Origin of the sequence: Marinobacterium rhizophilum (assembly GCF_024397915.1) — a bacterium.
GTDB lineage: Bacteria > Pseudomonadota > Gammaproteobacteria > Pseudomonadales > Balneatricaceae > Marinobacterium_A > Marinobacterium_A rhizophilum_A.
In genome coordinates this window covers 3,976,477-4,002,008 of the sequence record NZ_CP073347.1, presented here as the reverse complement: position 1 = coordinate 4,002,008, position 25,532 = coordinate 3,976,477, and the positions used below count along the sequence as shown (strand labels likewise).

General features: G+C 56.8%; 20 protein-coding genes and 3 rRNA genes. 4 read left to right on the top strand and 19 right to left on the bottom strand.

The window, feature by feature from the left end; genetic code table 11:
* The first annotated feature begins 133 nt into the window (after positions 1–133).
* The 3 genes from KDW95_RS18075 to KDW95_RS18065 all read left to right on the top strand — a co-directional run bounded on the left by KDW95_RS18075 (position 134) and on the right by KDW95_RS18065 (position 2,659).
* Positions 134–688 carry a TRAP transporter small permease gene (locus tag KDW95_RS18075; protein ID WP_255853176.1) on the top strand — a complete coding sequence of 185 codons (555 nt, stop codon included), beginning with the start codon at positions 134–136 and terminating at the stop codon, positions 686–688.
* A gap of 14 nt (positions 689–702) precedes the next feature.
* A complete protein-coding gene (locus KDW95_RS18070; protein WP_255853175.1) occupies positions 703–2,046 on the top strand; it encodes a TRAP transporter large permease in 1,344 nt (447 codons plus the stop codon).
* Positions 2,047–2,122: 76 nt separating this feature from the next.
* Positions 2,123–2,659 carry a universal stress protein gene (locus KDW95_RS18065; protein ID WP_255853174.1) on the top strand — a complete coding sequence of 179 codons (537 nt, stop codon included), beginning with the start codon at positions 2,123–2,125 and terminating at the stop codon, positions 2,657–2,659.
* Between the two features lie 734 nt (positions 2,660–3,393).
* Here the strand turns inward: KDW95_RS18065 and rrf are convergent.
* The 8 genes from rrf to KDW95_RS18025 all read right to left on the bottom strand — a co-directional run bounded on the left by rrf (position 3,394) and on the right by KDW95_RS18025 (position 12,928).
* Positions 3,394–3,509: ribosomal RNA gene (gene rrf / locus KDW95_RS18060) — 5S ribosomal RNA — on the bottom strand.
* A 199-nt stretch (positions 3,510–3,708) separates the two neighbouring features.
* Positions 3,709–6,596 (bottom strand): 23S ribosomal RNA (locus tag KDW95_RS18055).
* A 240-nt stretch (positions 6,597–6,836) separates the two neighbouring features.
* Positions 6,837–8,373: ribosomal RNA gene (locus tag KDW95_RS18050) — 16S ribosomal RNA — on the bottom strand.
* The 16S, 23S and 5S rRNA genes sit together here, the layout of an rRNA operon.
* A gap of 662 nt (positions 8,374–9,035) precedes the next feature.
* Positions 9,036–9,641 (bottom strand): Yip1 family protein, encoded by a 606-nt coding sequence (locus KDW95_RS18045; RefSeq protein WP_255853173.1) that lies wholly within the window; start codon positions 9,639–9,641, stop codon positions 9,036–9,038.
* 140 nt (positions 9,642–9,781) lie between these two features.
* Positions 9,782–10,690 (bottom strand): heme o synthase, encoded by a 909-nt coding sequence (gene cyoE / locus KDW95_RS18040; protein WP_255853172.1) that lies wholly within the window; start codon positions 10,688–10,690, stop codon positions 9,782–9,784.
* Positions 10,668–11,702: a COX15/CtaA family protein gene (locus KDW95_RS18035; RefSeq protein ID WP_255853171.1), complete on the bottom strand. Its 1,035-nt coding sequence runs from the start codon at positions 11,700–11,702 to the stop codon at positions 10,668–10,670. Before KDW95_RS18035 ends, cyoE begins: the two co-directional genes overlap by 23 nt.
* Positions 11,703–11,717: 15 nt before the next feature.
* Entirely contained in the window at positions 11,718–12,209 is a 492-nt protein-coding gene (locus KDW95_RS18030) for a hypothetical protein (protein WP_255853170.1), read from the bottom strand.
* Positions 12,206–12,928: an SURF1 family protein gene (locus KDW95_RS18025; protein WP_255853169.1), complete on the bottom strand. Its 723-nt coding sequence runs from the start codon at positions 12,926–12,928 to the stop codon at positions 12,206–12,208. Before KDW95_RS18025 ends, KDW95_RS18030 begins: the two co-directional genes overlap by 4 nt.
* 25 nt (positions 12,929–12,953) lie before the next feature.
* On the opposite strand from KDW95_RS18025, the gene KDW95_RS18020 reads away from it, so the two are divergent.
* A complete protein-coding gene (locus tag KDW95_RS18020; protein WP_255853168.1) occupies positions 12,954–13,169 on the top strand; it encodes a twin transmembrane helix small protein in 216 nt (71 codons plus the stop codon).
* 19 nt (positions 13,170–13,188) lie between these two features.
* On the opposite strand, the gene KDW95_RS18015 is transcribed toward KDW95_RS18020, so the two are convergent.
* The 11 genes from KDW95_RS18015 to KDW95_RS17965 form a co-directional block, all read right to left on the bottom strand.
* Positions 13,189–14,073 (bottom strand): cytochrome c oxidase subunit 3, encoded by an 885-nt coding sequence (locus KDW95_RS18015; protein ID WP_255853167.1) that lies wholly within the window; start codon positions 14,071–14,073, stop codon positions 13,189–13,191.
* Entirely contained in the window at positions 14,070–14,645 is a 576-nt protein-coding gene (locus KDW95_RS18010; RefSeq protein WP_255853166.1) for a cytochrome c oxidase assembly protein, read from the bottom strand. The genes KDW95_RS18015 and KDW95_RS18010 overlap by 4 nt, the downstream gene beginning before the upstream one ends.
* A gap of 18 nt (positions 14,646–14,663) precedes the next feature.
* Positions 14,664–16,253, bottom strand: a complete 1,590-nt coding sequence (gene ctaD / locus KDW95_RS18005) for a cytochrome c oxidase subunit I (protein WP_255853165.1) — start codon at positions 16,251–16,253, stop codon at positions 14,664–14,666.
* A gap of 9 nt (positions 16,254–16,262) precedes the next feature.
* Positions 16,263–17,375: a cytochrome c oxidase subunit II gene (gene coxB, locus KDW95_RS18000; RefSeq protein ID WP_255853164.1), complete on the bottom strand. Its 1,113-nt coding sequence runs from the start codon at positions 17,373–17,375 to the stop codon at positions 16,263–16,265.
* Between the two features lie 120 nt (positions 17,376–17,495).
* Entirely contained in the window at positions 17,496–17,705 is a 210-nt protein-coding gene (locus KDW95_RS17995; protein WP_255853163.1) for a DUF2970 domain-containing protein, read from the bottom strand.
* 178 nt (positions 17,706–17,883) lie between these two features.
* Complete coding sequence (locus KDW95_RS17990) at positions 17,884–18,507, bottom strand: sulfite oxidase heme-binding subunit YedZ (protein WP_255853162.1); 624 nt, start codon at positions 18,505–18,507, stop codon at positions 17,884–17,886.
* Positions 18,498–19,505 (bottom strand): protein-methionine-sulfoxide reductase catalytic subunit MsrP, encoded by a 1,008-nt coding sequence (gene msrP, locus KDW95_RS17985; protein ID WP_255853161.1) that lies wholly within the window; start codon positions 19,503–19,505, stop codon positions 18,498–18,500. Before msrP ends, KDW95_RS17990 begins: the two co-directional genes overlap by 10 nt.
* Positions 19,506–19,672: 167 nt before the next feature.
* Complete coding sequence (gene pssA, locus KDW95_RS17980; protein WP_255853160.1) at positions 19,673–20,419, bottom strand: CDP-diacylglycerol--serine O-phosphatidyltransferase; 747 nt, start codon at positions 20,417–20,419, stop codon at positions 19,673–19,675.
* 99 nt (positions 20,420–20,518) lie between these two features.
* Complete coding sequence (locus tag KDW95_RS17975; protein ID WP_255853159.1) at positions 20,519–21,265, bottom strand: glutamine amidotransferase-related protein; 747 nt, start codon at positions 21,263–21,265, stop codon at positions 20,519–20,521.
* 89 nt (positions 21,266–21,354) lie between these two features.
* The gene (locus KDW95_RS17970) at positions 21,355–22,356 is read right to left on the bottom strand and encodes a patatin-like phospholipase family protein (protein WP_255853158.1); all 1,002 of its coding nucleotides are present in this window, start codon (positions 22,354–22,356) and stop codon (positions 21,355–21,357) included.
* 100 nt (positions 22,357–22,456) lie between these two features.
* Positions 22,457–25,531, bottom strand: a complete 3,075-nt coding sequence (locus KDW95_RS17965) for an error-prone DNA polymerase (RefSeq protein ID WP_255853157.1) — start codon at positions 25,529–25,531, stop codon at positions 22,457–22,459.
* Between the last annotated feature and the right edge of the window lies 1 nt (position 25,532).

The following is a 25,532-nucleotide window of genomic DNA, read 5'->3' as shown; positions in this document are numbered from 1 at the left end:
ACGTATCGGTTTCCACCAGAAGGCTGTCTGGGACGCAGGTCAATACACCATGACCCGCCGTTGTCAGGCAGCCTTCCGGCTTTATCCGCAAGTTCCAGTGCAGGGCGACACTGCACTATCAGGAGAACCCACGATGGCAAAAGCCACGGCTCTATACAAGATTCTCGGCAATATCGAGAGTTACATCTGCCGAACTCTCCTTTCCGTATTCGTTATACTGCTTTTCCTGCAGATTATTTCCCGGGAGCTGTTCGAACACTCGCTCTCCTGGACCGAAGAGCTGTCGACCTACATGTTTGTCTGGTTTGTTTTTTTTGGCGCCAGCTATGCGGCAAAGCTGTCTGCCCACAACCGCGTGACCTTCCAGTTCAAGCTCCTGCCACCCAAGGTCGGCGTCGTTATGGAAGCCATTTCAGACCTTATCTGGGTCTGCTTCAATTGCTACTTCGTTTACCTGAGTTACGACTTTGTATTCAACAAGATGAACCTGTTCTGGAAGTCCCAGACCCTGGGCGTACCCATGAAATACATTTACCTGATTCTTCCGATCGCGTTCAGCCTGATGACCATTCGCATACTTCAGGTGAATTATTACAAGCTGATCAAAGGCATTGATATTCGAGATCCCGAGTCACTCGAAGTCGAAAAGCTGATGGACTCAGACAATCAGAATAATAAAGCCGTCTAGGTCAGGAGCTGGTAATGGTTGAATCTTCCATCGTCGTCATTTTGTTTGGCAGCTTTATTGGCCTGCTACTATTGGGCGCCCCCATCACGGTGGCCCTGGGGGTTTCGGCCCTGGTATCCTTTATTTATCTGGACGAGAACCCGATCAAGTTTGTCCAGATCGCTTTTACTTCCGTCGGTTCTTTCCCGCTGATGGCACTGCCGGCCTTTATCCTCGCCGGAGCCTTGATGGAAGCCGCCGGCATTTCCCGCCGCCTGGTCAACCTGGCAGAGAGCTTTGCAGGGCCTGTAACCGGCGGTATCTCGGCTGCAGCGGTGCTAGCCTGCATGTTCTTTGGCGCCATATCAGGCTCAGGGCCTGCAACCACCGCGGCTGTTGGCATGCTGATGATCCCCGCCATGGTCAAGCGCGGCTACGACAAGGGCTATGCCTCGGCTATCACGGCATCAGCCGGTAGCCTGGGGATTATTATCCCGCCCTCGATTCCCATGGTCATCTTCGGTATCTCGGCCATCGGCATGGTCGCCCCGCCGGAAGCCGTTGCCAAGTTTGGCGAGTTCCAGACGGTCTCGATCCCCAAGCTCTTTATAGCAGGCTTTGCCCCCGGTCTGATCATTGCCACCACCCTGCTGGTCATGAATTACGTGAGCTGCAAACGACGTGGCTACCACGGCACCAGCGATGGCTGGTCATCCGAACTGATCAAGAAAGCCTTCAAAGACGGTTTCTGGTCTATCCTGGCACCGCTGGTTATCCTGGGCGGTATCTACACCGGCTTCTTTACCCCGACCGAATCCGCGATTGTTGCGATCTTCTACACCCTGTTCGTGGGCGTGTTCATCCACAAGGAGCTCAAGCTCGAAAGCATTTTCCACTCGCTGGAAACCACCACCTGGCTCAGCGGGCGTGTGCTGCTTATCCTGTTCACCGCCACCGTGTTTGGGCGCCTGCTGGTTGAGAACCAGATCCCCGCCATTGTCGCCGAAGCCATGCTCAGCATTACCGACAGCCTGTACCTGATCTGGGCCATGATCATCGCCTTCCTGCTATTTGTCGGCATGTTCATGGAGACCCTGGCCGCCATCATGATCCTGACACCGGTGCTGTTGCCCATCGCCTATAGCCTGGGGATCGACCCGATCCACTTCGGTATCGTTGTGGTCTGCTGTCTGGGCATTGGTTTTCAAACGCCGCCACTGGGAGAGAACCTGTTTATCGCCTCCGGCATCTCCGGGACTTCTATCGAGGAAATCTCGCTGCGGGCCCTACCCTTTGCGTTTGCCTCCATTGTGGGTGTGTTTATCATCGCCTTCTTCCCGGATCTGACCCTCTTCCTGCCAAGATTACTGGGGTACTGACCTGTATGGACGAGGCCCGTGCCGAATCTGGCATGGGCCTCTTAAACGGCATATCGAAGAACCCGAGGTAAATACCATGCTGCCTGAATTCAAGACGATTCTTTACTGTACCGACCTGTCGAAAAACGCATCCTTTGCCTTCAAGTACGCCGTCTACCTGGCCAAAACCACCGGCGCCGATATCCATTTGCTGCATGTCGTTGAAAAACTGTCGGACGATGCGCATTTTGCGCTGCAAACCTATGTACAGAATGACAAAAGCCGGGATGACTTTCTTCATCACCGCATCCAGCATGCCCGCGAGCGACTGAATGAGCGACAGGAGTATTTCTGGGATGTGCTGGCACCAGAAGAAAAGGAGTTTCGCACTAAAATAGTTTCCATCGATATTGTGGAAAACTACCCGGCGGAAAAGATCCTCAAGAAGTCACGGGAACTGCAGTGCGACCTGATCATCATGGGCGCCCATGAGAAAGGCCGTATCATGCACACCTTTCTCGGCAGCGTAGCCAAAAGCGTGTTGCGCCACTCAAAGATCCCCACCCTTATCGTGCCACTGCCCGACAAGGAGGAAGCCACCAGGGAAAAGGCCACCGTCAAAAAGCGCTCCTGAGGTTCAGGCCCCCGCCTCCCCCGGGGCTAACAGCTCCGGGGACTCCGTTATCCGCACTCTCTCATCCATAAACTCGCATACCAACCGGCGGATGCTAACCCGGCTGTTAATGCCCTTGGCGTGGGCTTGGTAACCCCGCAATATATCGCTGGCAAAAATTGCCTGTGCCGTTCAACTGTATAACTATGCCGCTGTTAAATTGCCCACATACAATAACGCCCCGACTGGAGATTGAGGTGTTTCTTGTTTGAATAAATGCTTGGCGATGACCTACTTGGTATGCCCCTTGGGTACTCACAATGCACTACCATCGGCGATACCGCGTTGATGTGCAGGGATGCACGAATGCCGCGAGAGCAGGGATGCTCGGGAGCGGCCACTACAGGGCGCGTGCTGCGGATAAAGAGCGGATGGGATCAGGTGGCTTTTTTGCGGCCTTACACTTTTTTCAAATCCCACATACAAAAACGCCCCAACCAGAGGCTGAGGCGTTTTCGTTGAATAAATGCTTGGCGCCTCGGCGCTGCGCTTGAGCCGTCCCGCGGGCCCATAGGCCGCGGTCGTCAAAACGGGTCAAAGCTGCGCTTCGACAAGTCCCGTTTTGACCCTACTATCACATGGCAGGGCGGCCGCCAGCGGCGCTGTTTACCTGCCCCATGTGAAGGTCATCGCCAGCGTCGATCCAGAACGGAAAAACCCCGGCCTCTGCGAGACCGGGGTTTCCGTTATTAAATGCTTGGCGATGACCTACTCTCACATGGGGAAACCCCACACTACCATCGGCGATACCGCGTTTCACTACTGAGTTCGGGATGGGATCAGGTGGTTCCACAGCTCTATTGTCGCCAAGCAAAACTTGTACAATATGGATTCTGGTAATGATCAGATTTCTCTGTTCACTACGTGCCTTAATTCGAGGGTGCGTGCTTTTTGAAAGCGCGCTTTGTCTTGTCTGCAGCACAAGCTCTTGCCAATGCTCAAAATCTTGTCTCTCGTGCTTTTCGCCGGCTGCTTTCTGTCAGCCGGCAACCAAACGCCTTGGGCGTTATATGGTCAAGCCTCACGGGCAATTAGTACGGGTTAGCTCAACGCCTCGCAGCGCTTACACACCCCGCCTATCAACGTCTTAGTCTTAAACGGCCCTTTAGGGGACTCAAGGTCCCAGTGAGATCTCATCTTGAAGGGGGCTTCCCGCTTAGATGCTTTCAGCGGTTATCCCGTCCGAACGTAGCTACCCGGCAATGCCACTGGCGTGACAACCGGAACACCAGAGGTTCGTTCACTCCGGTCCTCTCGTACTAGGAGCAACTCTTCTCAAATCTCAAACGCCCACGGCAGATAGGGACCGAACTGTCTCACGACGTTCTAAACCCAGCTCGCGTACCACTTTAAATGGCGAACAGCCATACCCTTGGGACCGGCTTCAGCCCCAGGATGTGATGAGCCGACATCGAGGTGCCAAACACCGCCGTCGATGTGAACTCTTGGGCGGTATCAGCCTGTTATCCCCGGAGTACCTTTTATCCGTTGAGCGATGGCCCTTCCATACAGAACCACCGGATCACTAGAACCTACTTTCGTACCTGCTCCACGTGTCAGTGTCGCAGTCAAGCACCCTTATACTCTTGCGCTCATTGCATGATTTCCGACCATGCTGAGGGTACCTTCGTGCTCCTCCGTTACTCTTTGGGAGGAGACCGCCCCAGTCAAACTACCCACCACACAATGTCCTCGAACCGGATCACGGTCCAGAGTTAGAACCTCAACAGTGCCAGGCTGGTATTTCAAGATTGGCTCCACGCAGACTGGCGTCCACGCTTCAAAGCCTCCCAGCTATCCTACACAAGCAATGTCAAAGTCCACTGTGAAGCTATAGTAAAGGTTCACGGGGTCTTTCCGTCTAGCCGCGGGTAAACTGCATCTTAACAGCTATTTCAATTTCACTGAGTCTCGGGTGGAGACAGTGTGGCCATCGTTACGCCATTCGTGCAGGTCGGAACTTACCCGACAAGGAATTTCGCTACCTTAGGACCGTTATAGTTACGGCCGCCGTTTACCGGGGCTTCGATCAAGAGCTTCGCTTGCGCTAACCCCATCAATTAACCTTCCGGCACCGGGCAGGCGTCACACCCTATACGTCCACTTTCGTGTTTGCAGAGTGCTGTGTTTTTAATAAACAGTCGCAGCCACCTGGTATCTTCGACTCCCAACAGCTCGCCCCGCAAGGGGGTCACCATCAGGAGCGTGCCTTCTCCCGAAGTTACGGCACCATTTTGCCTAGTTCCTTCACCCGAGTTCTCTCAAGCGCCTTGGTATTCTCTACCTGACCACCTGTGTCGGTTTTGGGTACGGTCAGCAGTAACCTGAAGCTTAGAGGCTTTTCCTGGAAGCGTGGCATCAACGACTTCAGTCCACATGGGACCTCGTCATCAGATCTCAGTCTTAGGGGACCGGATTTGCCTAATCCCCCAACCTACATCCTTAAACGCAGACAACCAACGCTGCGCTCGCCTAGCCTTCTCCGTCCCCTCATCGCAGTTACTGCCGGTGCAGGAATATTAACCTGCTTCCCATCGACTACGCATTTCTGCCTCGCCTTAGGGGCCGACTCACCCTACCTCGAATAGCGTTGGATAGGAAACCTTGGTCTTCCGGCGTGGAGGTTTTTCACCCCCATTATCGTTACTCATGTCAGCATTCGCACTTCTGATACCTCCAGGATGCCTCACAGCTTTCCCTTCAACGGCTTACAGAACGCTCCTCTACCATGCCATAAATGGCATCCACAGCTTCGGTGTATCACTTAGCCCCGTTATATCTTCCGCGCAGGCCGACTCGACTAGTGAGCTATTACGCTTTCTTTAAAGGGTGGCTGCTTCTAAGCCAACCTCCTAGCTGTCTGAGCCTTCCCACATCGTTTCCCACTTAGTGATAACTTTGGGACCTTAGCTGGTGGTCTGGGTTGTTGCCCTTTTCACGACGGACGTTAGCACCCGCCGTGTGTCTCCCATGATTGCACTCACCGGTATTCGGAGTTTGCATCGGGTTGGTAAGTCGGGATGACCCCCTAGCCGAAACAGTGCTCTACCCCCGGTGGTGAGACATGAGGCGCTACCTAAATAGCTTTCGAGGAGAACCAGCTATCTCCGGGCTTGATTAGCCTTTCACTCCGATCCACAGGTCATCCGCTAACTTTTCAACGGTAGTCGGTTCGGTCCTCCAGTTGATGTTACTCAACCTTCAACCTGCCCATGGATAGATCGCCCGGTTTCGGGTCTAATCCCAGCAACTAAACGCCCTATTAAGACTCGGTTTCCCTACGGCTCCCCTAAACGGTTAACCTTGCTACTGAAATTAAGTCGCTGACCCATTATACAAAAGGTACGCAGTCACGGTCTCAAGAACCGCTCCCACTGCTTGTACGTACACGGTTTCAGGGTCTATTTCACTCCCCTCACAGGGGTTCTTTTCGCCTTTCCCTCACGGTACTGGTTCACTATCGGTCAGTCAGGAGTATTTAGCCTTGGAGGATGGTCCCCCCATGTTCAGACAGGATAACACGTGTCCCGTCCTACTCGATTTCATTGATAAGGCGCTTTCGCATACGGGGCTATCACCCACTATGGCGGCACTTTCCAGGGCCTTCTGCTAACACCAAACCAACTTAAGGGCTAGTCCCCGTTCGCTCGCCGCTACTAAGGGAATCTCAATTGATTTCTTTTCCTTCGGGTACTTAGATGTTTCAGTTCCCCGAGTTCGCCTCTTAAAGCCTATGTATTCAGCTAAAAGATACCCAGTAAACTGGGTGGGTTTCCCCATTCAGATATCTCCGGATCAAAGGTTGTTTGCCACCTCCCCGAAGCTTTTCGCAGGCTACCACGTCTTTCATCGCCTCTGACTGCCAAGGCATCCACCGTGCACGCTTCGTCACTTGACCATATAACCCGAAGGCGTCTGGTAAGGACGAGAGTTCGATAAGATTTTTCGCCATTGGCGCTTGTACTACAGTACAAGACATATCTCGAATTAATTCGAATCCATATTGTTAAAGAGCGATAAAGCATTGAAGCTTTAAACAGTCAGTCCGCAACTGCAGACGTACGGTTTAAAACTCCGTGCTTTAACTTCAAGATCAGGTAATTCGTGTGGACGCTATGCCAGAACAAGCCATGTCGTTTAAGGAGGTGATCCAGCCGCAGGTTCCCCTACGGCTACCTTGTTACGACTTCACCCCAGTCATGGACCACACCGTGGTAACCGTCTTCCCGAAGGTTAGACTAGCTACTTCTGGTGCAACCCACTCCCATGGTGTGACGGGCGGTGTGTACAAGGCCCGGGAACGTATTCACCGCGACATGCTGATTCGCGATTACTAGCGATTCCGACTTCACGCAGTCGAGTTGCAGACTGCGATCCGGACTACGACCGGTTTTCTGAGATTAGCTCACCCTCGCGGGGTTGCAGCCCTCTGTACCGGCCATTGTAGCACGTGTGTAGCCCTACTCGTAAGGGCCATGATGACTTGACGTCGTCCCCACCTTCCTCCGGTTTGTCACCGGCAGTCTCCTTAGAGTTCCCACCATTACGTGCTGGCAAATAAGGACAAGGGTTGCGCTCGTTACGGGACTTAACCCAACATTTCACAACACGAGCTGACGACAGCCATGCAGCACCTGTCTCAGAGTTCCCGAAGGCACCAAGCTATCTCTAGCGAGTTCTCTGGATGTCAAGAGTAGGTAAGGTTCTTCGCGTTGCGTCGAATTAAACCACATGCTCCACCGCTTGTGCGGGCCCCCGTCAATTCATTTGAGTTTTAACCTTGCGGCCGTACTCCCCAGGCGGTCGACTTATCGCGTTAACTGCGCCACTAAGAGATCAAGTCTCCCAACGGCTAGTCGACATCGTTTACGGCGTGGACTACCAGGGTATCTAATCCTGTTTGCTACCCACGCTTTCGCACCTCAGTGTCAGTATCAGTCCAGGCAGTCGCCTTCGCCACTGGTGTTCCTTCCTATATCTACGCATTTCACCGCTACACAGGAAATTCCACTGCCCTCTACCGTACTCTAGTCAAGCAGTATCAGGTGCAGTTCCCAGGTTAAGCCCGGGGCTTTCACATCTGACTGACTCAACCACCTACGCGCGCTTTACGCCCAGTTATTCCGATTAACGCTCGCACCTTCCGTATTACCGCGGCTGCTGGCACGGAATTAGCCGGTGCTTCTTCTGTGGCTAACGTCACAGGCAACCGGTATTAACGGTTACCCTTTCCTCACCACTGAAAGTGCTTTACAACCCGAAGGCCTTCTTCACACACGCGGCATGGCTGGATCAGGGTTGCCCCCATTGTCCAATATTCCCCACTGCTGCCTCCCGTAGGAGTCTGGGCCGTGTCTCAGTCCCAGTGTGGCTGGTCATCCTCTCAGACCAGCTAAGGATCGTCGCCTTGGTGGGCCTTTACCCCACCAACTAGCTAATCCTACGCAGGCTCATCTGATAGCGAAAGGTCCGAAGAGCCCCTCCTTTCCCCCGTAGGGCGTATGCGGTATTAGCATCCGTTTCCGAATGTTGTCCCCCACTACCAGGTAGATTCCTACGCGTTACTCACCCGTCCGCCGCTCTCAAGAGAAGCAAGCTTCTCTCTACCGCTCGACTTGCATGTGTTAGGCCTGCCGCCAGCGTTCAATCTGAGCCATGATCAAACTCTTCAGTTTAAAATCAAGATACCGAAGTATCGATAAATCTGACTCAAGCTAAAACAACTTAAATGAATTCACATGAAGGTTGCTTACCTTGATAAAGCTTTTATGCCTTATCCTGACAAGCGCCCACACGAATTACCTGATCAATCTGTTAAAGAGCGCTTGGACTCAAGGACCGCTACCGCTGATCCCGTGTCTCAAGTGAGGCGCATATTCTAGCGACTCGGTGTTTTAAGTCAACTCTTTTTTTCAACATTTTCGACCGCAGCCGAGGAGAAAAACGAGTGACTCACAAGTCGATAACACCGGCTAACTTTCTAAGAAAATCAACCACTTACTTCCGACTTGCCCGCTCTGCTTGAGGGCCGTTGAAGCCGCTCTCCCTAAGCGAGGTGCGCATTCTACATTGCCCTAGATCAGAGTCAACAGCCCATTTAAAAATAACGCCATAAAAGCGCAAAAAAGCGGTATTCAGACCCGAATCCGATGACAGCCCCATTAAGCAGTTCAAAAAACGAACAGCAGTCACCATTTAACACAGGAAAGACTGGTTAATAATCGACCAGCGCAGGCTTTAACAGCAAGACTTACTGACAAAACCGCAGGGTTCCCGCAACCCGCAAACAAAAAGGGCGCCCCATCGGGCGCCCTCTGCATTGAGTTTGTCTTGGAAACTAACTGGAGGTATAGCTTAGTGGAATATAGGTTCCCCACAGAATGGCGGATGCAGCCAGGAGGCCCACCAGAACACAGAGCCCTACGGTGAGAATCGAAGAGGAGAAGAAAAAAGCCCGATCTTCCGGTATCTGCATGATCACGGGCACACCGGTGTACAGCAGGTAAACGGTATAGCTGAGGGCAATCATGCCAACAATGACATTAAACCATAGCATTGGATACAGGCCTGCGAGACCAGAGAGAAACAGCGGCGTTGCCGTAAAGGTGGTCAGGACGATACATTCATCCATCGACACGTTGCCACCGTAGGTTTTTTCCATCCAGTGTATCGCGTAGGCAATAAATCCAACGGCCACCCACATCGCGAAGTAAAAGGCGATCGCCACCGGTAGCGCACTGGCCACTTCCAGCTTGATGAAGTTGCCACCCGCGAAGCTCCAACCCACCTGAGTGGTGCCGATGAACAGTGACACAGCCGGGATGGCTGCCAGAATACTGATTTGAGATAAAAACACGTGCAGCGTTGTGTAGTGCTCCTTGCGTATCGAGCCCCATTCTTCTTTAGGGTGATACAGCATACCCATCATGTGTTGCAGGAACATATGGCACTCCCCTTTTTCTTAGCCCTGGACATCCTTCCCTGATACCCGAGGCTACTTCATATGGGCGAACCTCAAGCCTATCTTGAGCTGCCCTTTTCCACTGTCAGTGTAGATCCTAGTACGACACTTTGTGACAGAATTTAGTACGTAAGAATGACGTAGTGGTCCAGCAGCAACAGGGCAAACAGCAACATGATGTAGCTGATGCTGTAACGAAACATCTGCATGGGTATCTGGCGGTTATCGCCTGCGTACATCACTCGCCAGGCCCACTGCAGAAAACGCAGGTTGAGCAGGAAGATCCCCGCCAGATAAATCAGACCACTCATGCCCGTCAGGAACGGCAATGCCGTGGTCGCAATCATGAGTAACGTGTAAAGCATGATCTGCAGCCGGGTGAAACTCTCACCGTGGGTGACCGGCAACATCGGGATACCCGCCTTGATGTAATCCTCCTTGCGTGCGATGCAGAGTGCCCAGAAATGCGGCGGTGTCCAGGCAAAGATAATGAGCACAAGCAATAAACCGTTGGGTTCGAGCACACCGGATACGGCGGTCCAGCCAAGCAGCGGCGGCGCCGCGCCTGCAACACCGCCGATCACGATATTTTGCGGCGTTGCCCGCTTCAGGAACATCGTATAGATAAAGGCATATCCGATCAGGGAGAGCAGCGTGAGCCAGGCCGTCAGGGGATTGACCCAGAACGCAAGAACGCCGATACCCAGAATACCCATGGTGGCAGCAAACAGCAGTGCCTGCTGAGCGCTCATCTTCCCGCACGGCAATGGGCGCCCACGGGTACGGGCCATGTTTTCGTCAATATGACGGTCCATGACGTGATTGACCGCCGCCGCCGAGCCCGCCGCCATGGCAACGCCCAGCAACGTCAGCAGTACCAGCCCAGCGGACGGCAGTTCGGGCCGGGCCAACCCCATGCCAACCAGAACCGTCAGCAACATCACCGCCACCACACGAGGTTTACAGAGTTCCAGATAGTCCCGCCAGGTCACATGAGCACCAACAGTCTCAACAGCTTTGCGCACAGGCATAAACAGCCTCCTTGTCGACAACGAGATCCTGCTGGGATAACCACACCAGACTGAGTAACAGAACAACAGCCCCGCCGTGGTGTGCCATCGCCAGAGGGATAGGAACAGCATAGATGATATTCGCGATACCCAAGGCAATCTGCAGCACAACCAGCAAACCAATTGTAATCAGCGGCGCTCTTGGCCAGCCGGCCTTGCGCAGGCGCCAGGTCATGACTCCAACCACCAGCAATACCAGCACAGCACCGGCCCTGTGAGTCATCTGCACCGCAGCACGGGCATCACGCGGCATGTGCCCACCCTGGTAGTTCGGCCCCGTTTCCAGTGCAGGCGTAAATCCCGTCGCGAAATCGAGGGACACTCCGCCGCCGCGCTCGCACTGGAGCCAGTCGGTGCAGGCCCAGCCCGCGTAGTTGGCACTGGTCCAGCCACCCAGAGCGATCTGCCCAAAGAGCACCAGGGTCGCCAGCGTTATCCAGCCCTTGCCCTGGCGCTGGTGCACCGGCGCCAGGCGCGCCGCCTGCTGCCAGCGCAGAATGCGAAACCGCAGCAATACCAGGAAAGACAGGATGGCAAGCCCACCGAGCAAATGCAGGGTCACGACCAATGGCAGCAGTTTCAGCGTTACTGTCCACATGCCAAAGGCCCCCTGTAGGCAGACCAGGCACAACAGCGCGATACTGAGCCTGGTGGGATAGCGTCCGTCACGACGACGCTTCCAGCCAAGCCAGGCCAGCGCCAGCATCAGCAGCCCAAGACTGCTGGCGGCGTAGCGGTGCACCATTTCGAGCCAGCCCTTGGCCGCCAGCAGTGGCTGATCCGGGTACAGTGCCTGGGCCTCGGCCAGCGCCTGCTCCGAACCTGGCAGCACGATGTGGCCATAGCAGCCGGGCCAGTCCGGACAACCCAGGCCCGCATCATTGATACGTGTCCAGCCCCCCAGCATCACCACCAGCAAGGCGAGCACCACAGCAACATTGATCAGCAGTACAGTCAGGGAGCGTCGTGGCATTATTGGCCTCCTGGCTTAACCCAGTTTGGAGAGTTTGAGCAACTTGCGAAGATCATCCAGCACGGCCTGGGGATTCTGTGTCAGCTCATACCTCAACACCAGATTGCCCAAAGGGTCCACCACCCAGACCGCCGCCCCCAACCGGGACATATCCTCGACCATGAGTCCCTTCCCGGCATCCGCCGGAAACACCTGGTGCCACTCGACCCGGTCGCGTTCCTTGCCCAGCGCCGTATGCATATTCGGCAGTTTTTCAGCCCAGTCTTCACACGCAGTGCAGCCTTGCGGCTGAGTAAGCATTAACTGCCATTGTTCAGACATCTGCCAGGGCTGCCCCGCAACCGTCGCCAGTGCCCAGTCGTTAACATTACGCCCATCCGCAATCAGTTCGCCGTGATGAGTACGCCCAAGGGGAATACCTACGCCGCTAAAGTACATGAAGCTGGCCAACAACATGGGGCCGGCTCCCACTGCAAACACCCACCAGAATGTGCTTTTTCGCATCACTCATCCGCTCCCTTACATAGCGCGTTACGCCCATAGCAAATCAATAAAATCACCAATGCCGCCGCCATTGCGAACCACTGCACGGCATACCCCAGGTGCCTTTGCGGCTTGAGGGTTGCCAGCGGCCAGTCTGTCGTGAGGTTTTTGTCCACAGGCTCGGCAACTTCCAGCACCCAGGGCAGTACCGGTCGCTGCAGACGCAACTGCAAACGCTCTGTATCCAGCGTCTGCACCCGCAGCGGCCAGCCCGCCGACCAGAGGTCGTCCGCCAGCGTAAAGGCCGGCTGAATCCGGCGTACGCGCCCGGAAAAGGTGTCAGGCAACCTGGGTAAATCTATTCTGGGGAGCTGAGTTCGATCTGAAGAGGCCTTGAGCCAACCCAGGTTAACGGGCATCAGGTCCACACCTGATGGAGACTGCAGCAAGCCAACCAGCTCATAACCTGCCTGCCCGTCGCGGGTACGGTTGTCCAGCAGGAGCCAAGTATCCTGCACAAGGGTTCCTTCGAAGCGTGCCTGCAACAGGCTGGTGTCACTCAAGTCAGTCAGCTGCGACAGGCTTGTGACAACAACGCTGTCATCATGCCAGGCCTTGTGCAGTACCTCCTTGTGCGCCGCGCGGTCTAGCTGCCAGCTACCCAGGTAGAGCAGCAACGGCAGCAGCAAGGCACTGAAGAGCAGAAGCCACTTGAAACCTGAGCGCCCGTCGCCTTTACTCATGCCATACTCTTTGCGGATTAGCCGAATGTTCCTCAAGCCTCTGATTGCCGTCCTCTTTCTCGCCATCCTCATCAGTCTTTTCTGCGGGCTGTATTTCCTGCTAACGGACCGGGGGCGCTCCAGTCGCACCGTCAATTCGCTGTTCGTGCGGGTTGCCTTCAGCGCCGTACTTCTGCTGGTGCTGCTGTACGGTTTTTACACCGGCGAACTCGGCAGCAACGCCCCCTGGCTCAATCGCTGACCACTCAGCTGCCGCTGCATCAGAGGATGTAGACAAACAGAAAGAGGCCGATCCAGACCACATCCACGAAGTGCCAGTACCAGGTAACCGCTTCAAAGGCGAAGTGATTGTCAGCATCGAAATGCCCGCGCAGTACCCGCAACCAGATAATGATCAGCATCAGGCTGCCCAGGGTGACATGCAGACCATGAAAGCCCGTCAGGATAAAGAAGGTCGCGCCGTACACGCCGGCCTGCAGCGTCAGACCGAGATCATGATAGGCCTCGATATATTCGTAGGCCTGAAACACCAGAAAGGCGGAACCCAGTAACACCGTAATCGCCAGCCAGAGCACGATGCGACTGCGCTCGCCGAGTTTCAGTGCCTTGTGCGCTGCGGTCACGGTGAAGCTCGAAGACACCAGTAATACCGTATTGATCAATGGCAGATGCCAGGGGTCGATGATCTGCTGCGGACCGGGAAAGGTTTCCATGTCCGGCGTTGTCATCAACGGCCACTGCGCCTGAAAACCCTCCCAGAGCATATTGGAAACGCCCTTGTCTCCCTCACCGCCCAGCCAGGGAACCGCCAGAGTGCGGACATAAAACAGGGCGCCAAAAAAAGCGGCAAAGAACATCAGCTCAGAGAAGATAAACCAGCTCATGCCCCAGCGGTACGACCGATCCATCTGTTCGTTATAGAGCCCGGACATGCTTTCATTAATCACGTTCCGGAACCAGCCAAACAGAATCGCCATCAGACACAGGGACCCCAGCAGCAAAAACCAGACGCCACTGCCGCCCGCCACCTCGGCACTAAGATCATTGATCAGATTGCCGGCACCGATCGCCATCAGGAACAGCGCAATGGAGGCCAGTATCGGCCAGCGACTTTGATTCGGTACGTAATACGCAGCAGAACTCATAGCGTCGACCTCTGTGTGTCATCAATTTTTACCTGTCCTGTGGACAGGGTCGGGGTGATATCGAACAGGGTGTAGGACAGCGTGATGGTATTGATATCCGCTGGCAGCTTCTTGTCGATAACAAACAGCAGCGGCATTTCCAGCCCCTCATCCGCCTCAAGCGGCTGCTGATCAAAGCAGAAACAGCTGACCTTGTGCAGGTACTGGGCGGCCTCGGACGGCGTAACCGAAGGGACGGCCTGGGCGACCATGCGTCGGCCCGTGGGGTTGCGGGCATAAAAAGCCATCTGGCGCATTTCACCGGGGTTAACCGAGACCGTATGCTGCAGCGGCCGGAACTCCCAGGGCATGCCCTCATTGTTCACGCCGATAAACTGCACGCGCACATCGCGACTGGTATCAGCAACCTCAATGGCGACAGGGCCTGTGTTGGTAATCTTGCCATTGAGACCGGTAATACGACAGAAAACGTCGTACAGCGGCACCAGGGCAAAACCAAAGCCGAACATGAAGGTTCCACCGAGTACCAGCTGCAATACCAGTCGCCTGTTCCTGCGCCTAAGACTATCCATCAACCTTTTCTCCCGCTGTTACTTGACCACCGGAGGTTTCGAAAAGGTGTGATAGGGCGCGGGGGATGGCAGCGTCCATTCAAGCCCGTGGGATCCCTCCCAGACCTGGTCCGTGGCACGTTCGCCTCCACGGATACAACTGATAATGTTGTACACGAGCAGCAGCTGGGAGAAGCCAAAGATAAAGGCACCAACACTGGCCACCGCATTAAAATCGGCAAACTGCAGCGCATAGTCCGGAATCCGTCGAGGCATCCCCGCCAGACCCACGAAGTGCATCGGGAAGAATGTAATGTTCACGCCGATGAAGCTGAGCCAGAAATGCGCCTTGCCGAGACGCTCGTTGAGCATATGCCCGGTCCATTTGGGCAGCCAGTAATAGACACCGGCCATGATCGAGAAGATGGCTCCGGGCACCAGCACATAATGAAAGTGCGCCACGACGAAGTAGGTATCGTGGTACTGGAAGTCGGCCGGAGCGATCGCCAGCATCAGGCCGGAGAAACCACCGATGGTGAACAGCACCACAAAGGCCAGCGCAAACAGCATCGGCGTTTCGAAGGTCATGGAGCCATGGAACATGGTCGCCACCCAGTTGAATACCTTCACCCCGGTGGGTACCGCGATCAGCATGGTCGCATACATGAAGAACAGCTCGCCGGCCAGCGGCATGCCGACCGTAAACATGTGATGTGCCCAAACAAGGAATGACAGCAGCGCAATCGACGAGGTCGCGTACACCATTGAGGCATAGCCAAACAGTTTCTTGCGGGCAAAGGTCGGAATAATCTCGCTGACAATGCCGAAGGCCGGCAAAATCATGATGTAGACCTCGGGGTGACCGAAGAACCAGAACACATGCTGAAACAGTACCGGATCGCCGCCACCGGCTGCATTGAAGAAGCTGGTACCGAAGTGAATATCCATCAGCATCATGGTGACCACACCTGCCAGCACGGGCATGACCGCAATCAGCAGGAAGGCCGTGATCAGCCAGGTCCAGACGAACAGCGGCAACTTCATCATCGTCATGCCAGGGGCGCGCAGGTTAAGGATGGTGGCAATAATATTGATTGCCCCCATGATCGAGCTGAAGCCCATCATGTGCACGGCAAAGATAAAGAAGGTCACGCTCGGCGGCGCATAGGTGGTCGAGAGCGGCGCGTAGAAAGTCCAGCCAAAGTTGGGGCCACCTCCTTCCATAAAGAGCGTCGAGAGCATCAGGGAAAAGGCAAAGGGCAGGATCCAGAAGCTCCAGTTATTCATGCGTGGCAATGCCATGTCCGGCGCCCCCACCATGATGGGAATCATCCAGTTGGCCAGGCCTACAAAGGCCGGCATCACGGCACCGAAAACCATGATAAGACCATGCATGGTGGTCATCTGGTTAAAGAAGTCAGGCTGTACCAGTTGCAGTCCAGGCTGAAACAGCTCGGCCCGTATCATTAGCGCCATGCAGCCGCCGGTCAGGAACATCAGCAGGCTGAACCAGAGGTAGAGGGTGCCTATATCCTTGTGATTGGTTGTAAAGAGCCAGCGCCCCATACCCTTGGCGGGCCCGTGACCATGATCGGTATCGTCCATATTCGGACTGAGCGTAGTGTCCATGATTCCCTCCTACTGCTGCAGTTCGGTAATCCGCTGCGGGCTGACACTGTCACCAGTATCATTGCCCCAGGCATTACGCTCATAGGTAATAACCGCCGCCAGATCGACAGCACTCAACTGGGCAGCAAAGGCCTGCATCGCCGTGCCGGCCTTGCCATTCAAGACGATATCGATATGGGCATCCATATCCGTTGTCACCATCGGGCTGCCGGCCAACGCCGGGAAGGCACCCGGAATGCCCAGCCCGTTCGCCTGATGACAGGCGGCACAGCCGGTGTTGTAGACCTCTTCGCCACGCTCCATCAGCTGCTCCAGCGTCCATTCTTCGGTTGCGGAAGCGGCCTGCGCCTCGGCGGCGCTGCGGGTGTCGGCGAGCCACTGATCGAACTCGGCCTGAGTTTTAACCTCGACCACGATGGGCATAAAGCCATGATCACGGCCACAGAGTTCGGTGCATTGGCCACGATAGGTGCCGACCTCCTCGGGAATCGCCCAGGATTCGTTGATAAAGCCAGGAATGGCATCCTTCTTCACGGACAAATCCGGTACCCACCAGGAATGGATGACATCGTTGGCGGTAAAGAGGAAACGCACTTTCTTGCCGACCGGCAGCACCACAGGATTGTCGACTTCCAGCAGATAGTGCTCGCCCTTGGGGGCCTCGTTATTGATTTGCTCCCGCGGCGTAGACATCGACGAGAAGAAATCGATGTCCTGCCCAAGGTATTGGTAGCGCCATTTCCATTGATATCCGGTCACCTGGATATCAATATCGGATTCAGTACTGTCGTACATCTTGATCAGGGTAGCGGTGGCGGGAATCGCCATGGCGATGAGTATGACAAAGGGGATCAGTGTCCAGAGAATTTCTACAGCGGTGTTTTCGTGAAAATTGCGGGCCTGAGCGCCGCGGGATTTTCGATGGTGGATGATGGACCAGAACATCACGCCGAACACCACAACCCCGATGGCGACGCAAATCCAAAAAATAATCATGTGCAGGTCATACACTTCACGCGCGATCGCGGTCGCTCCCTGCGTGATATTCACTTCCCAGGCGGCTATCGCCGGCTGGGACACAAGCCATCCTATCCATGGCAGGTGCCAGACTCTTTTTATCATTACCGGGCCTCTCACAGGGTCTGCAGAACCGCCCAAGTGTTGCGATCATGCGGAATTTTCCCTAACAGATCACTTGGTTAAGAGTGAGTATAGCAGCCCCCCCAGTAATGCAAGGCCGAATCAGGCACCCGCCAGCATAAGAGCCAAACGCACCAGAAAAATGACGCCCACGACAAATAATGCCACCATCAGCACGCCCGTCAGCAGGTAGCGCAACGGTGTTCCAGATGAAAAATCTTCCTGTCGATTGCGTTCTGACTGCACGCCGAACATCGCCGCCAAAGCACTGAATGCGGTCTTCAACAGGCCATGTTTTTTCGGATCCGACATTTGATACCTCCCGTTAACATCATCAATGGATGCTAAAGGTATAGCCGACGCCAAACGATTTGTGGGCCGCCGCAGGCATGCCATGAACATGCACAACCTGCGTCTGGTCTCGAAAAGTCTTTGCGAGAGTGCAAATACAAAGAGGAAATAAATAGATAAAACGGCGGCCGCAATGGCCTCAGCGGCTTTGGCGCTTGAATGACCTGCGTCGCACCCATAGGCGGTAACCCAGCAAGGCAGCCAGGATGACACCGTACAGCAGCTGATCCTCGAAAGAGCTGCGAATCTGCCAGATGAAGTGCACCATCGCCAGCAACGCAATCACATATACCAGGCGATGCAGCTTGACCCAGCGTGCACCCAGGCGACGCTGCATGCCACGGGTTGAGGTTACCCCCAACGGGATCAGCAGCAACAGGGCCAGCGAACCCACCACGATATAGGGTCGTTCACTGAGTTCACGCAGCAGCAGGTCCGGCCGCCATCCCAGAATAAAGGTGGCAAAGGCGAGCAAATGCACCACGGCATAAAACAGCGTGTAGAGCCCCAGCATGCGGCGATAACGCTGCAGCCAGCCCCAGTGGAAAATCCGGCGCAGCGGCGTTATGGCCAGCGTTATCCACAACAGGCGCAACGTCCAGAGCCCGGTAAACTTGACGATGGCCTGGGCAGGGTCTGCCCCCAGGTTCATGCTCCACGCCTGATCAAACAGCCACGCCAGCGGCAACAGCGGCAGCAGGAACACCAGCCACCAGAGCGCCAGCGGTTTCAGGGCGCTGCCCCTGATACCGGTCAGAACCATTGCTGCAAATCCATGCCGCTGTACAGGCTTGCCACGTCCTCCGCGTAGCCATTAAAAGGCAAGGTATCGATAATGTTGGGAGAGAACAGCGATGACGGCAGGCGGCGCTCGGTTGCCTGGCTCCAGCGCGGGTGATCCACAGCCGGGTTTACATTGGCATAGAAGCCATATTCTCCCGACGCGGCGCGGTTCCAGGTCGTGCCCGGCATCTCTTCCACCAGGCGAATCTTGACGATCGACTTGATGCTCTTGAAACCGTATTTCCAGGGTACCACCAGGCGGAAGGGTGCGCCGTTCTGCGGGGGCAGCGCATTGCCGTAAAGCCCTACGGCGATCAGGGTAAGCGGGTGCATGGCTTCATCCATCCGCAGACCCTCCACATAGGGCCAGTCCAGCGTCGAGAAAAACGAGCGCTGCCCGGGCATCTGTTCGGGGTCCTGCAGGGTGGTGAATTCGACATACTTGGCCCTGGAGGTAGGCCCAAACCGCTTGAGCAGATCGCCCAGCGGAAAACCCATCCAGGGGATCACCATGGACCAGGCCTCAACGCAGCGCAGCCGGTAAATGCGCTCTTCCAGAGCATGAGGTTTGAGCAGGTCTTCGAGGTTGTAAACGCCGGGCTTGTCGACCTCGCCGGCAATCTCGACCTGCCAGGGATCGGTTTTGAAATTCTGCGCCTTGCGTGAGGGATCCTGCTTGCCAAGGCCGAACTCGTAGAAGTTGTTGTGCGTAATAATGTTGCCGTAGGGCGCGGGCTTTTCGTCGCTGGAAAAGGCCTCGTTGCGCGTACTGGCACGCAGCGCACCCTGCAGCCAGTCGGGCCCGGGATATTGCGGCTGATCCTTGCCCAGGTCGTAAGCCGGAATCGCCGCTGCGCCCTCGGTTAATGCCAGCGCCGCAGTGCCTGCCAGTCCCTGCAGGAACCTGCGGCGATTTACATAAACCGACTCGGGCGTTATTTCGGAGGACTTGAGGGGCGATGTGCGTTTAATCAGCATGTTCCGTTCCCTGCGTACAGTTCAGCAATTGGCCGGGCCTTACAGGCACTGGGCGAGTCAGCCCTGAGCCTAGAGTTCCTGGCTGAACCCACCCTGAAAAGCGGTTTGCCGCCGTGCTCAGGCCGGGTTACTGCGATGCGGCATCAGGGAGCGGGAGTTGCAATAACTCAGAGCGCCTTGCGCTTGCGCCACAACCAGAGCAGCGGACCGGAGAGCATGTACAGCAGGAACAACAGCCACAGGAAGGTTGCCGGGCTGATCGAGATGACCCCGATCACCAGCACAATGCCGGCCAGGATCATAAAGGGCACCTTGCCCTTGAAATCCACTTCCTTGAAGCTGTAATACAGCACATTGCTGACCATCAGCAGGCCACAGCTGGCCACAAAGGCCGCAACCACATAGGCCAGCGGCCCCGGTGAGACTTCAAACTCGGAACAGGCCCACACCAGCCCGGCCACCGCCGCCGCCGCCGCCGGGCTTGGCAGGCCAATAAAGTACTTCTTGTCGACCGAACCGATCTGGGTATTGAAGCGCGCCAGACGCAATGCCGCACAGGCCACATAGATAAAGGCGGCAAACCAGCCAATCTTGCCCACGCTGTCCAGCACCCAGGTAAAGGCCACCAGCGCCGGCGCCACGCCAAAGGACACCATGTCGGAGAGCGAGTCATATTCCGCGCCGAATTCACTGCTGGTATTGGTCATGCGTGCCACGCGACCGTCGAGACCATCCAGTACCATGGCGACGAAAATGGCGATGGCCGCATTGACGAAATCGCCGTTCATGCCGGCAATTACGGCATAAAAGCCCGAAAACAAAGCCCCTGTCGTGAACAGGTTGGGCAGCAGGTAGATACCCCGGCTACGGGGGGGCTGCTCGTCATCACAGGGTTGAGCATGTTCGTCCGTCATCATCTCTCTTCAGTGGTCGATTCAGTTGGGCTCATTCTACAGGTGCCGCCTCCCTGCTGTCACCGCCCGTCACACGGCCTGGACAGCGGCTAAGACGGCTTATGCCAGCAGCACGCGATCGACAAATTTTCGCATCAGGCCATTGGAGACCGGCGTCTCCTGCGCGGTTTCCAGCACCTGCCCCAAGTGACCGGCATCCTCGGTGTAGTGATCACGGTAATGGGTGAGCCGTTCCACCAGCGTTGCCTTGTCGACCTCCGGGTGAAACTGAAATGCCCAGAACGGCTTGCCGCTGACCCTGAGCACATGCACGCACTGTTCGGTAAATGCCAGCAGCTCACAGCCTGGCGGTACCTCGGATGCATACTGCCGGTGTACCGAGACGGCGGCGAAACCGTCCGGGCTGTCGTGAAACAGGGGGTCCTCCCGTGCAGCCTCCGCCAGGTGGATGGCCAGGGTTCCCATCTCGAAGCCCTGCTCGCGGTGCTCAATCCTGCCACCGAGTGCCAGCACCGCCAGCTGAAAGCCAAAGCAGGACGCGAAGGTTGGCAGGCCGGTGGTGACAACATGGCGCAGCAGCCGTTCGCAGTTATGCACAAAGGGGTAACGGGCCGGCTCCAGTACATTGGCTTCGCTGGCACCACCCACCAGCAGGGCGTCGAAACCCTCAACGACATCAAGGGAAAAAGCCGGGGTATGGAAGACGTTCAGCCGCTCGATCTGTTCCGGAGCCAGGCCGCTGTAGCTGGCAAAACTGCGGTGCTCTTCATCGCACACCGAAGCCTCGGTACGGATTTGCATCAGCAGCAAGCGCAGCTCGGATCGTTTCTTCAGGCTTGAAGTCAAGGGGCACCTCACTCTCCTTGCCCGGCCAGCAGTCACGGCAAGCAACAACAGTCGCCGGGCATACAGGGCGTCTGCACAATAGCGGACCCTTACAAAAACAGCCCCAGATCACAGCTGGATGTCCGCCCGAGGCAATGTCCCTGCTGCGCCAGCCAGAGATGGGCCCGCTCCCGTCCCCGGTCATGCAACGCCTGGAGAAAGTGTAGTCGGGTATCGTATTTGCTGGCCCTGTCCAGGCCAGCAAGCAGCTCATCGGTTTCAATCAGGTGCAATCGCAAACGCCGTACCCTGCGCTCAAAGGCGCCCAGGGAGAACGGTGTCTTGCGGATTTCAAACTGCATGTAACTGAGGGCACGCATTTCACGCAGATAAGTACTTTGGAAGCCGAACTCCGCCACCCGCTCGCGAATGGAGGATGCGCTGACGGGCGTACCGACGCGCATCAGTGGTTGTAGCAGGACGACCAGCACATCATCACTGGCGCAGTCGAAGACCAGTGGATAGATCGCCGGATTGCCGCTAAAACCGCCATCCCAGTAGCTGCTTCCGTCGATTTCAATCGCCTTGTGCAGGGTCGGCAGACAGGCCGAAGCCAGCAGATGATCGGCGGTCATTTCAGTGTCGCGGAACAGCCGCAACTTGCCACTTTGAACATCGGTCGCCGCCACAAACAGCCGTAGCGGGGACGCGGCTCGCAGGCGCTCAAAGTCCACGGTGCGCTCAACCAGGGATCGCAACGGGTTGATATCCAGCGGATTAAGGTCATAGGGCGACAGGTAATAGCTCAACATCTGCATCCAGTCCGTGACCGACTCGCCGAAACCCGCCGTGGGCAACCCCTTGGGCAGCTCCGGCAAGGCATGCAGCGACACCTCGTGCCAAAAGCGCGCCAGCAGTTCACGGGCGCCTTCATGGCCGCCCTGCTGCAAGCCACTGGCCAGCATGACGGCATTCATGGCACCGGCGCTGGTCCCGCTGACACCCTCAAATCGCAGTGTCGGCTCCTCCAGCAAGCGGTCCAGCACCCCCCAGGTAAAAGCCCCGTGGGCACCGCCGCCCTGCAGCGCAAGATTGATCTTTCGCACTCCCATACCCTGCTCCGGTCAATTTTTGTGCACTGCACAAATCTGACAGCTGGCAGCCCTGAAGTCAAAAGAATACCCGGTGACAGCCTGGCTCCGGCTGCGGGACCTAGTGAAAATCCCGCGAACGTAACGACAACGTCTGCCAGCAGCGGCTGATGTCCTCCAAACGTCCGGCAACCACATGGATAATGTCACCCTCCCGCTCCAGCACTCCGGCAACACGCAACAGCCGCGCACTCAGCAGTGCCCGGCGCTGCACCTCGGCGGTTCTGCCCCAGACCACCAGGTTCACCTGCCCGGTTTCATCCTCCAGGGTGACAAAGGTGACTCCCGAAGCCGATCCCGGCCGTTGCCGGTTGGTGACGACCCCCGCCACCCGTACCAGTTGTCCGGGGCGACAGCGCTCAAGCTGCTCTGCGCTCAGGCAACCCTGGAGCTCATCTGCATCACGCAACAGCGCCATCGGGTGGCGCCCCAAAGTCAGGCCCAGGTGCCGAAAGTCCTCTTCCAGATCCGCCCGTTCATTGGGTGCCGCAAGCTGCACAACGCCGCTTTCCTCCACCCGGGCATCTCCCAGCGCCAGGGCAGGGTCCCCCGCCAGCAACGCCCAGCGTGCCTGGTAACGGTGCTGCGCCAGCGTATTCAGCGCCCCGGCCGCCGCCAGCAGGTCCCAGCTGCCGGTGTCCAGCCTGATACGCCCTATTGCATCAGCCACCGAGCTGAAGGGACCTGTTTTGCGCGCCTCAAGTACAAATTCCGCCGCCTTGCGGGACAGCCGTTTCACCATCCGAAAGCCCAGCCGCAGGGCACCGTCCGGCTCCAGCGTGGCATCCCAGGCACTGCAGTTGATATCCACTGCACGCACGGTGACACCCTGGCGCCGGGCATCCTGTACCAGCTGAGCAGGGGAGTAAAACCCCATGGGCTGGCTGTTCAGCAGGCCACAACAGAAAGCTGCCGGTTCGTGACACTTCAGCCAGGCCGATACATAGACCAGCAGGGCAAAGCTGGCGGCATGGGACTCCGGAAAGCCGTATTCGCCAAAACCCTCGATCTGCCGACAGATGCGCTGGGCGAATTCCTCGCTGTATCCCCGCGCCAGCATCCCTTCCACCAGCCTGCGCTGATACACGGCAATGGTGCCGCTGCGCCGCCAGGCCGCCATGGCACGGCGCAACTGATCCGCTTCTCCGGCACTAAAGCCCGCGGCCACCATGGCCAGGCTGATCACCTGTTCCTGGAAGATAGGTACACCCAAGGTACGCTCAAGTACCTGGCGCACGGCATCTCCCGGATAATGCACCGGCTCAAGCCCTGCCCGCCGCTTCAGGTAAGGATGCACCATGTCTCCCTGAATGGGCCCGGGGCGCACGATGGCCACCTGAATTACCAGGTCGTAGTAACAGCGCGGCTGCAACCGTGGCAACATGTTCATCTGCGCCCGGGATTCGACCTGGAACACCCCCACGCTCTGGGCCCGCGACAGCATTTCATAGACGGCCGGATCTTCCCGGGGAATATCCTGCATGCGCAGCACCTTGCCGTCGCGCTGCGACAACAGCGCCAGCGTCTTGCGCACGGCACTGAGCATGCCCAGCGCCAGCACATCCACTTTCAGCAGGCCAAGGCTTTCCAGGTCATCCTTGTTCCACTGAATCAGGCTGCGCTCCTTCATCGCGGCATTTTCCACCGGCACCAGCTCCGACAGGGGGCCCGCTGAAATCACAAAGCCGCCCACATGCTGTGACAGATGACGAGGAAAACCGATAATTTCGTCCACCAACTCCAGCAGTAACCGGAACCGGGGCGCTGGCACATCACCACCACAGGCACGCAGCTGCTCCAGCCACTGGGGGAGCTCAGCGCGTCGATCCAGCCGACTGCACAGCCCGTGCAGATAAGCGGCATCCAGCCCCAATGCCTTGCCGACATCCCGCAGCGCACTGCGCCGGCGGTAACGGATCACCGTTGCGGCTATCCCCGCCCGCTCCCGGCCGTAACGCCGATAGATATACTGGATCACCTCCTCGCGCCGTTCATGCTCAAAGTCGACATCGATATCCGGCGGCTCGTCCCGCTCACGGGAGATAAAGCGCTCAAACAGCATGTTCACCTGGCGTGGATCCACTTCGGTGATATGCAGGCAATAGCACACCACCGAATTGGCCGCCGATCCCCGCCCCTGGCACAGAATGCCCTGACTGCGAGCAAAGCGGACAATATCTTCGATGGTAAGAAAGTAATGCTCGTACTGCAGCTCGGCAATCAGCCCCAGCTCATGCTCCACCTGGCGGGCAATGGCCGCCGGCATGCCTTCGGGAAAGCGCAGACCCGCCCCTTCCTGCACCCGCAGAGCCAGCCACTGCCCGGCACTTTTACCCTGGGGCACCAGCTCGGCCGGGTATTCATAACGCAGCTCGCCAAGATCGAAGCAGCAGCGCTCGGCAATGCGCAGCGTCTCACGCATCATTTCTGGTGTATAAAGGCGCTGGAGCTTGTTGAGTGAGCGCAGATGCCGTTCGGCATTACCCTGCAGTGCAAAACCCGCCTGATTCACCGGCACCCCCAGGCGAATCGATGTCAGCACATCCTGCAGCCGCTGCCGAGCCGGCAGGTGCATCAGTACACCGCTGGCGCAAACCATCGGCAGCATCAGCACTTTTGCCAGCTGTTGCTGCCGTGCATAACGGGCGGCATCCCCGCCTCCCAGCAGACGTTCGATCAGCAGCCAGCATCGGCCGGGGAAGCGGCCAGACAGCTCGCGTCCCCGTTCAGTAGCCCGTTGTACATTGTCTCCGGGGCGATACAGCAACAGGCAATCCGGCTGCGGCCCAAAATCGGCCCACTCAATCCGGTATTCCCCCTTGGGTGCTCGCCTGCGCGCCAGTGTAATCAGCGCACAGAGCTGTGCATAACCACGCCTGTTTTGCGCCAGCAACAGCACCCGCTCATCCTGCAGGCGAAACTCGGACCCGACAATCAGCTCTAATCCGGTATCCCGGCAGGCCTCCCAGGCCCGCACCACACCGGCAACCGAACACTCGTCGGTCAGCGCCAGTGCCCGGTAGCCCAGTTCACTGGCCCGCCGCACCAGTTCTTCGGGGTGCGAAGCGCCACGCAGAAAGCTGAAACAGCTCAGGCAATGCAATTCCGCGTATTCCAGCGTCACTGGATCAGCCACC

What these genes read in the sequence shown, in the direction of transcription:
- pssA (WP_255853160.1), bottom strand. Translation starts at nt 20,419, where the DNA reads ATGACGGACGAACATGCTCAACCCTGTGATGACGAGCAGCCCCCCCGT.
- KDW95_RS17970 (WP_255853158.1), bottom strand. Translation starts at nt 22,356, where the DNA reads ATGGGAGTGCGAAAGATCAATCTTGCGCTGCAGGGCGGCGGTGCCCAC.
- msrP (WP_255853161.1), bottom strand. Translation starts at nt 19,505, where the DNA reads ATGCTGATTAAACGCACATCGCCCCTCAAGTCCTCCGAAATAACGCCC.
- ctaD (WP_255853165.1), bottom strand. Translation starts at nt 16,253, where the DNA reads ATGGACACTACGCTCAGTCCGAATATGGACGATACCGATCATGGTCAC.
- KDW95_RS18010 (WP_255853166.1), bottom strand. Translation starts at nt 14,645, where the DNA reads ATGGATAGTCTTAGGCGCAGGAACAGGCGACTGGTATTGCAGCTGGTA.
- KDW95_RS18045 (WP_255853173.1), bottom strand. Translation starts at nt 9,641, where the DNA reads ATGTTCCTGCAACACATGATGGGTATGCTGTATCACCCTAAAGAAGAA.
- cyoE (WP_255853172.1), bottom strand. Translation starts at nt 10,690, where the DNA reads ATGCCTGTGCGCAAAGCTGTTGAGACTGTTGGTGCTCATGTGACCTGG.
- KDW95_RS18035 (WP_255853171.1), bottom strand. Translation starts at nt 11,702, where the DNA reads ATGCCACGACGCTCCCTGACTGTACTGCTGATCAATGTTGCTGTGGTG.
- KDW95_RS17995 (WP_255853163.1), bottom strand. Translation starts at nt 17,705, where the DNA reads ATGTCGGATCCGAAAAAACATGGCCTGTTGAAGACCGCATTCAGTGCT.
- coxB (WP_255853164.1), bottom strand. Translation starts at nt 17,375, where the DNA reads ATGATAAAAAGAGTCTGGCACCTGCCATGGATAGGATGGCTTGTGTCC.
- KDW95_RS18015 (WP_255853167.1), bottom strand. Translation starts at nt 14,073, where the DNA reads ATGAGTTCTGCTGCGTATTACGTACCGAATCAAAGTCGCTGGCCGATA.
- KDW95_RS18020 (WP_255853168.1), top strand. Translation starts at nt 12,954, where the DNA reads ATGTTCCTCAAGCCTCTGATTGCCGTCCTCTTTCTCGCCATCCTCATC.
- KDW95_RS18070 (WP_255853175.1), top strand. Translation starts at nt 703, where the DNA reads ATGGTTGAATCTTCCATCGTCGTCATTTTGTTTGGCAGCTTTATTGGC.
- KDW95_RS18075 (WP_255853176.1), top strand. Translation starts at nt 134, where the DNA reads ATGGCAAAAGCCACGGCTCTATACAAGATTCTCGGCAATATCGAGAGT.
- KDW95_RS18025 (WP_255853169.1), bottom strand. Translation starts at nt 12,928, where the DNA reads ATGAGTAAAGGCGACGGGCGCTCAGGTTTCAAGTGGCTTCTGCTCTTC.
- KDW95_RS17990 (WP_255853162.1), bottom strand. Translation starts at nt 18,507, where the DNA reads ATGGTTCTGACCGGTATCAGGGGCAGCGCCCTGAAACCGCTGGCGCTC.
- KDW95_RS18065 (WP_255853174.1), top strand. Translation starts at nt 2,123, where the DNA reads ATGCTGCCTGAATTCAAGACGATTCTTTACTGTACCGACCTGTCGAAA.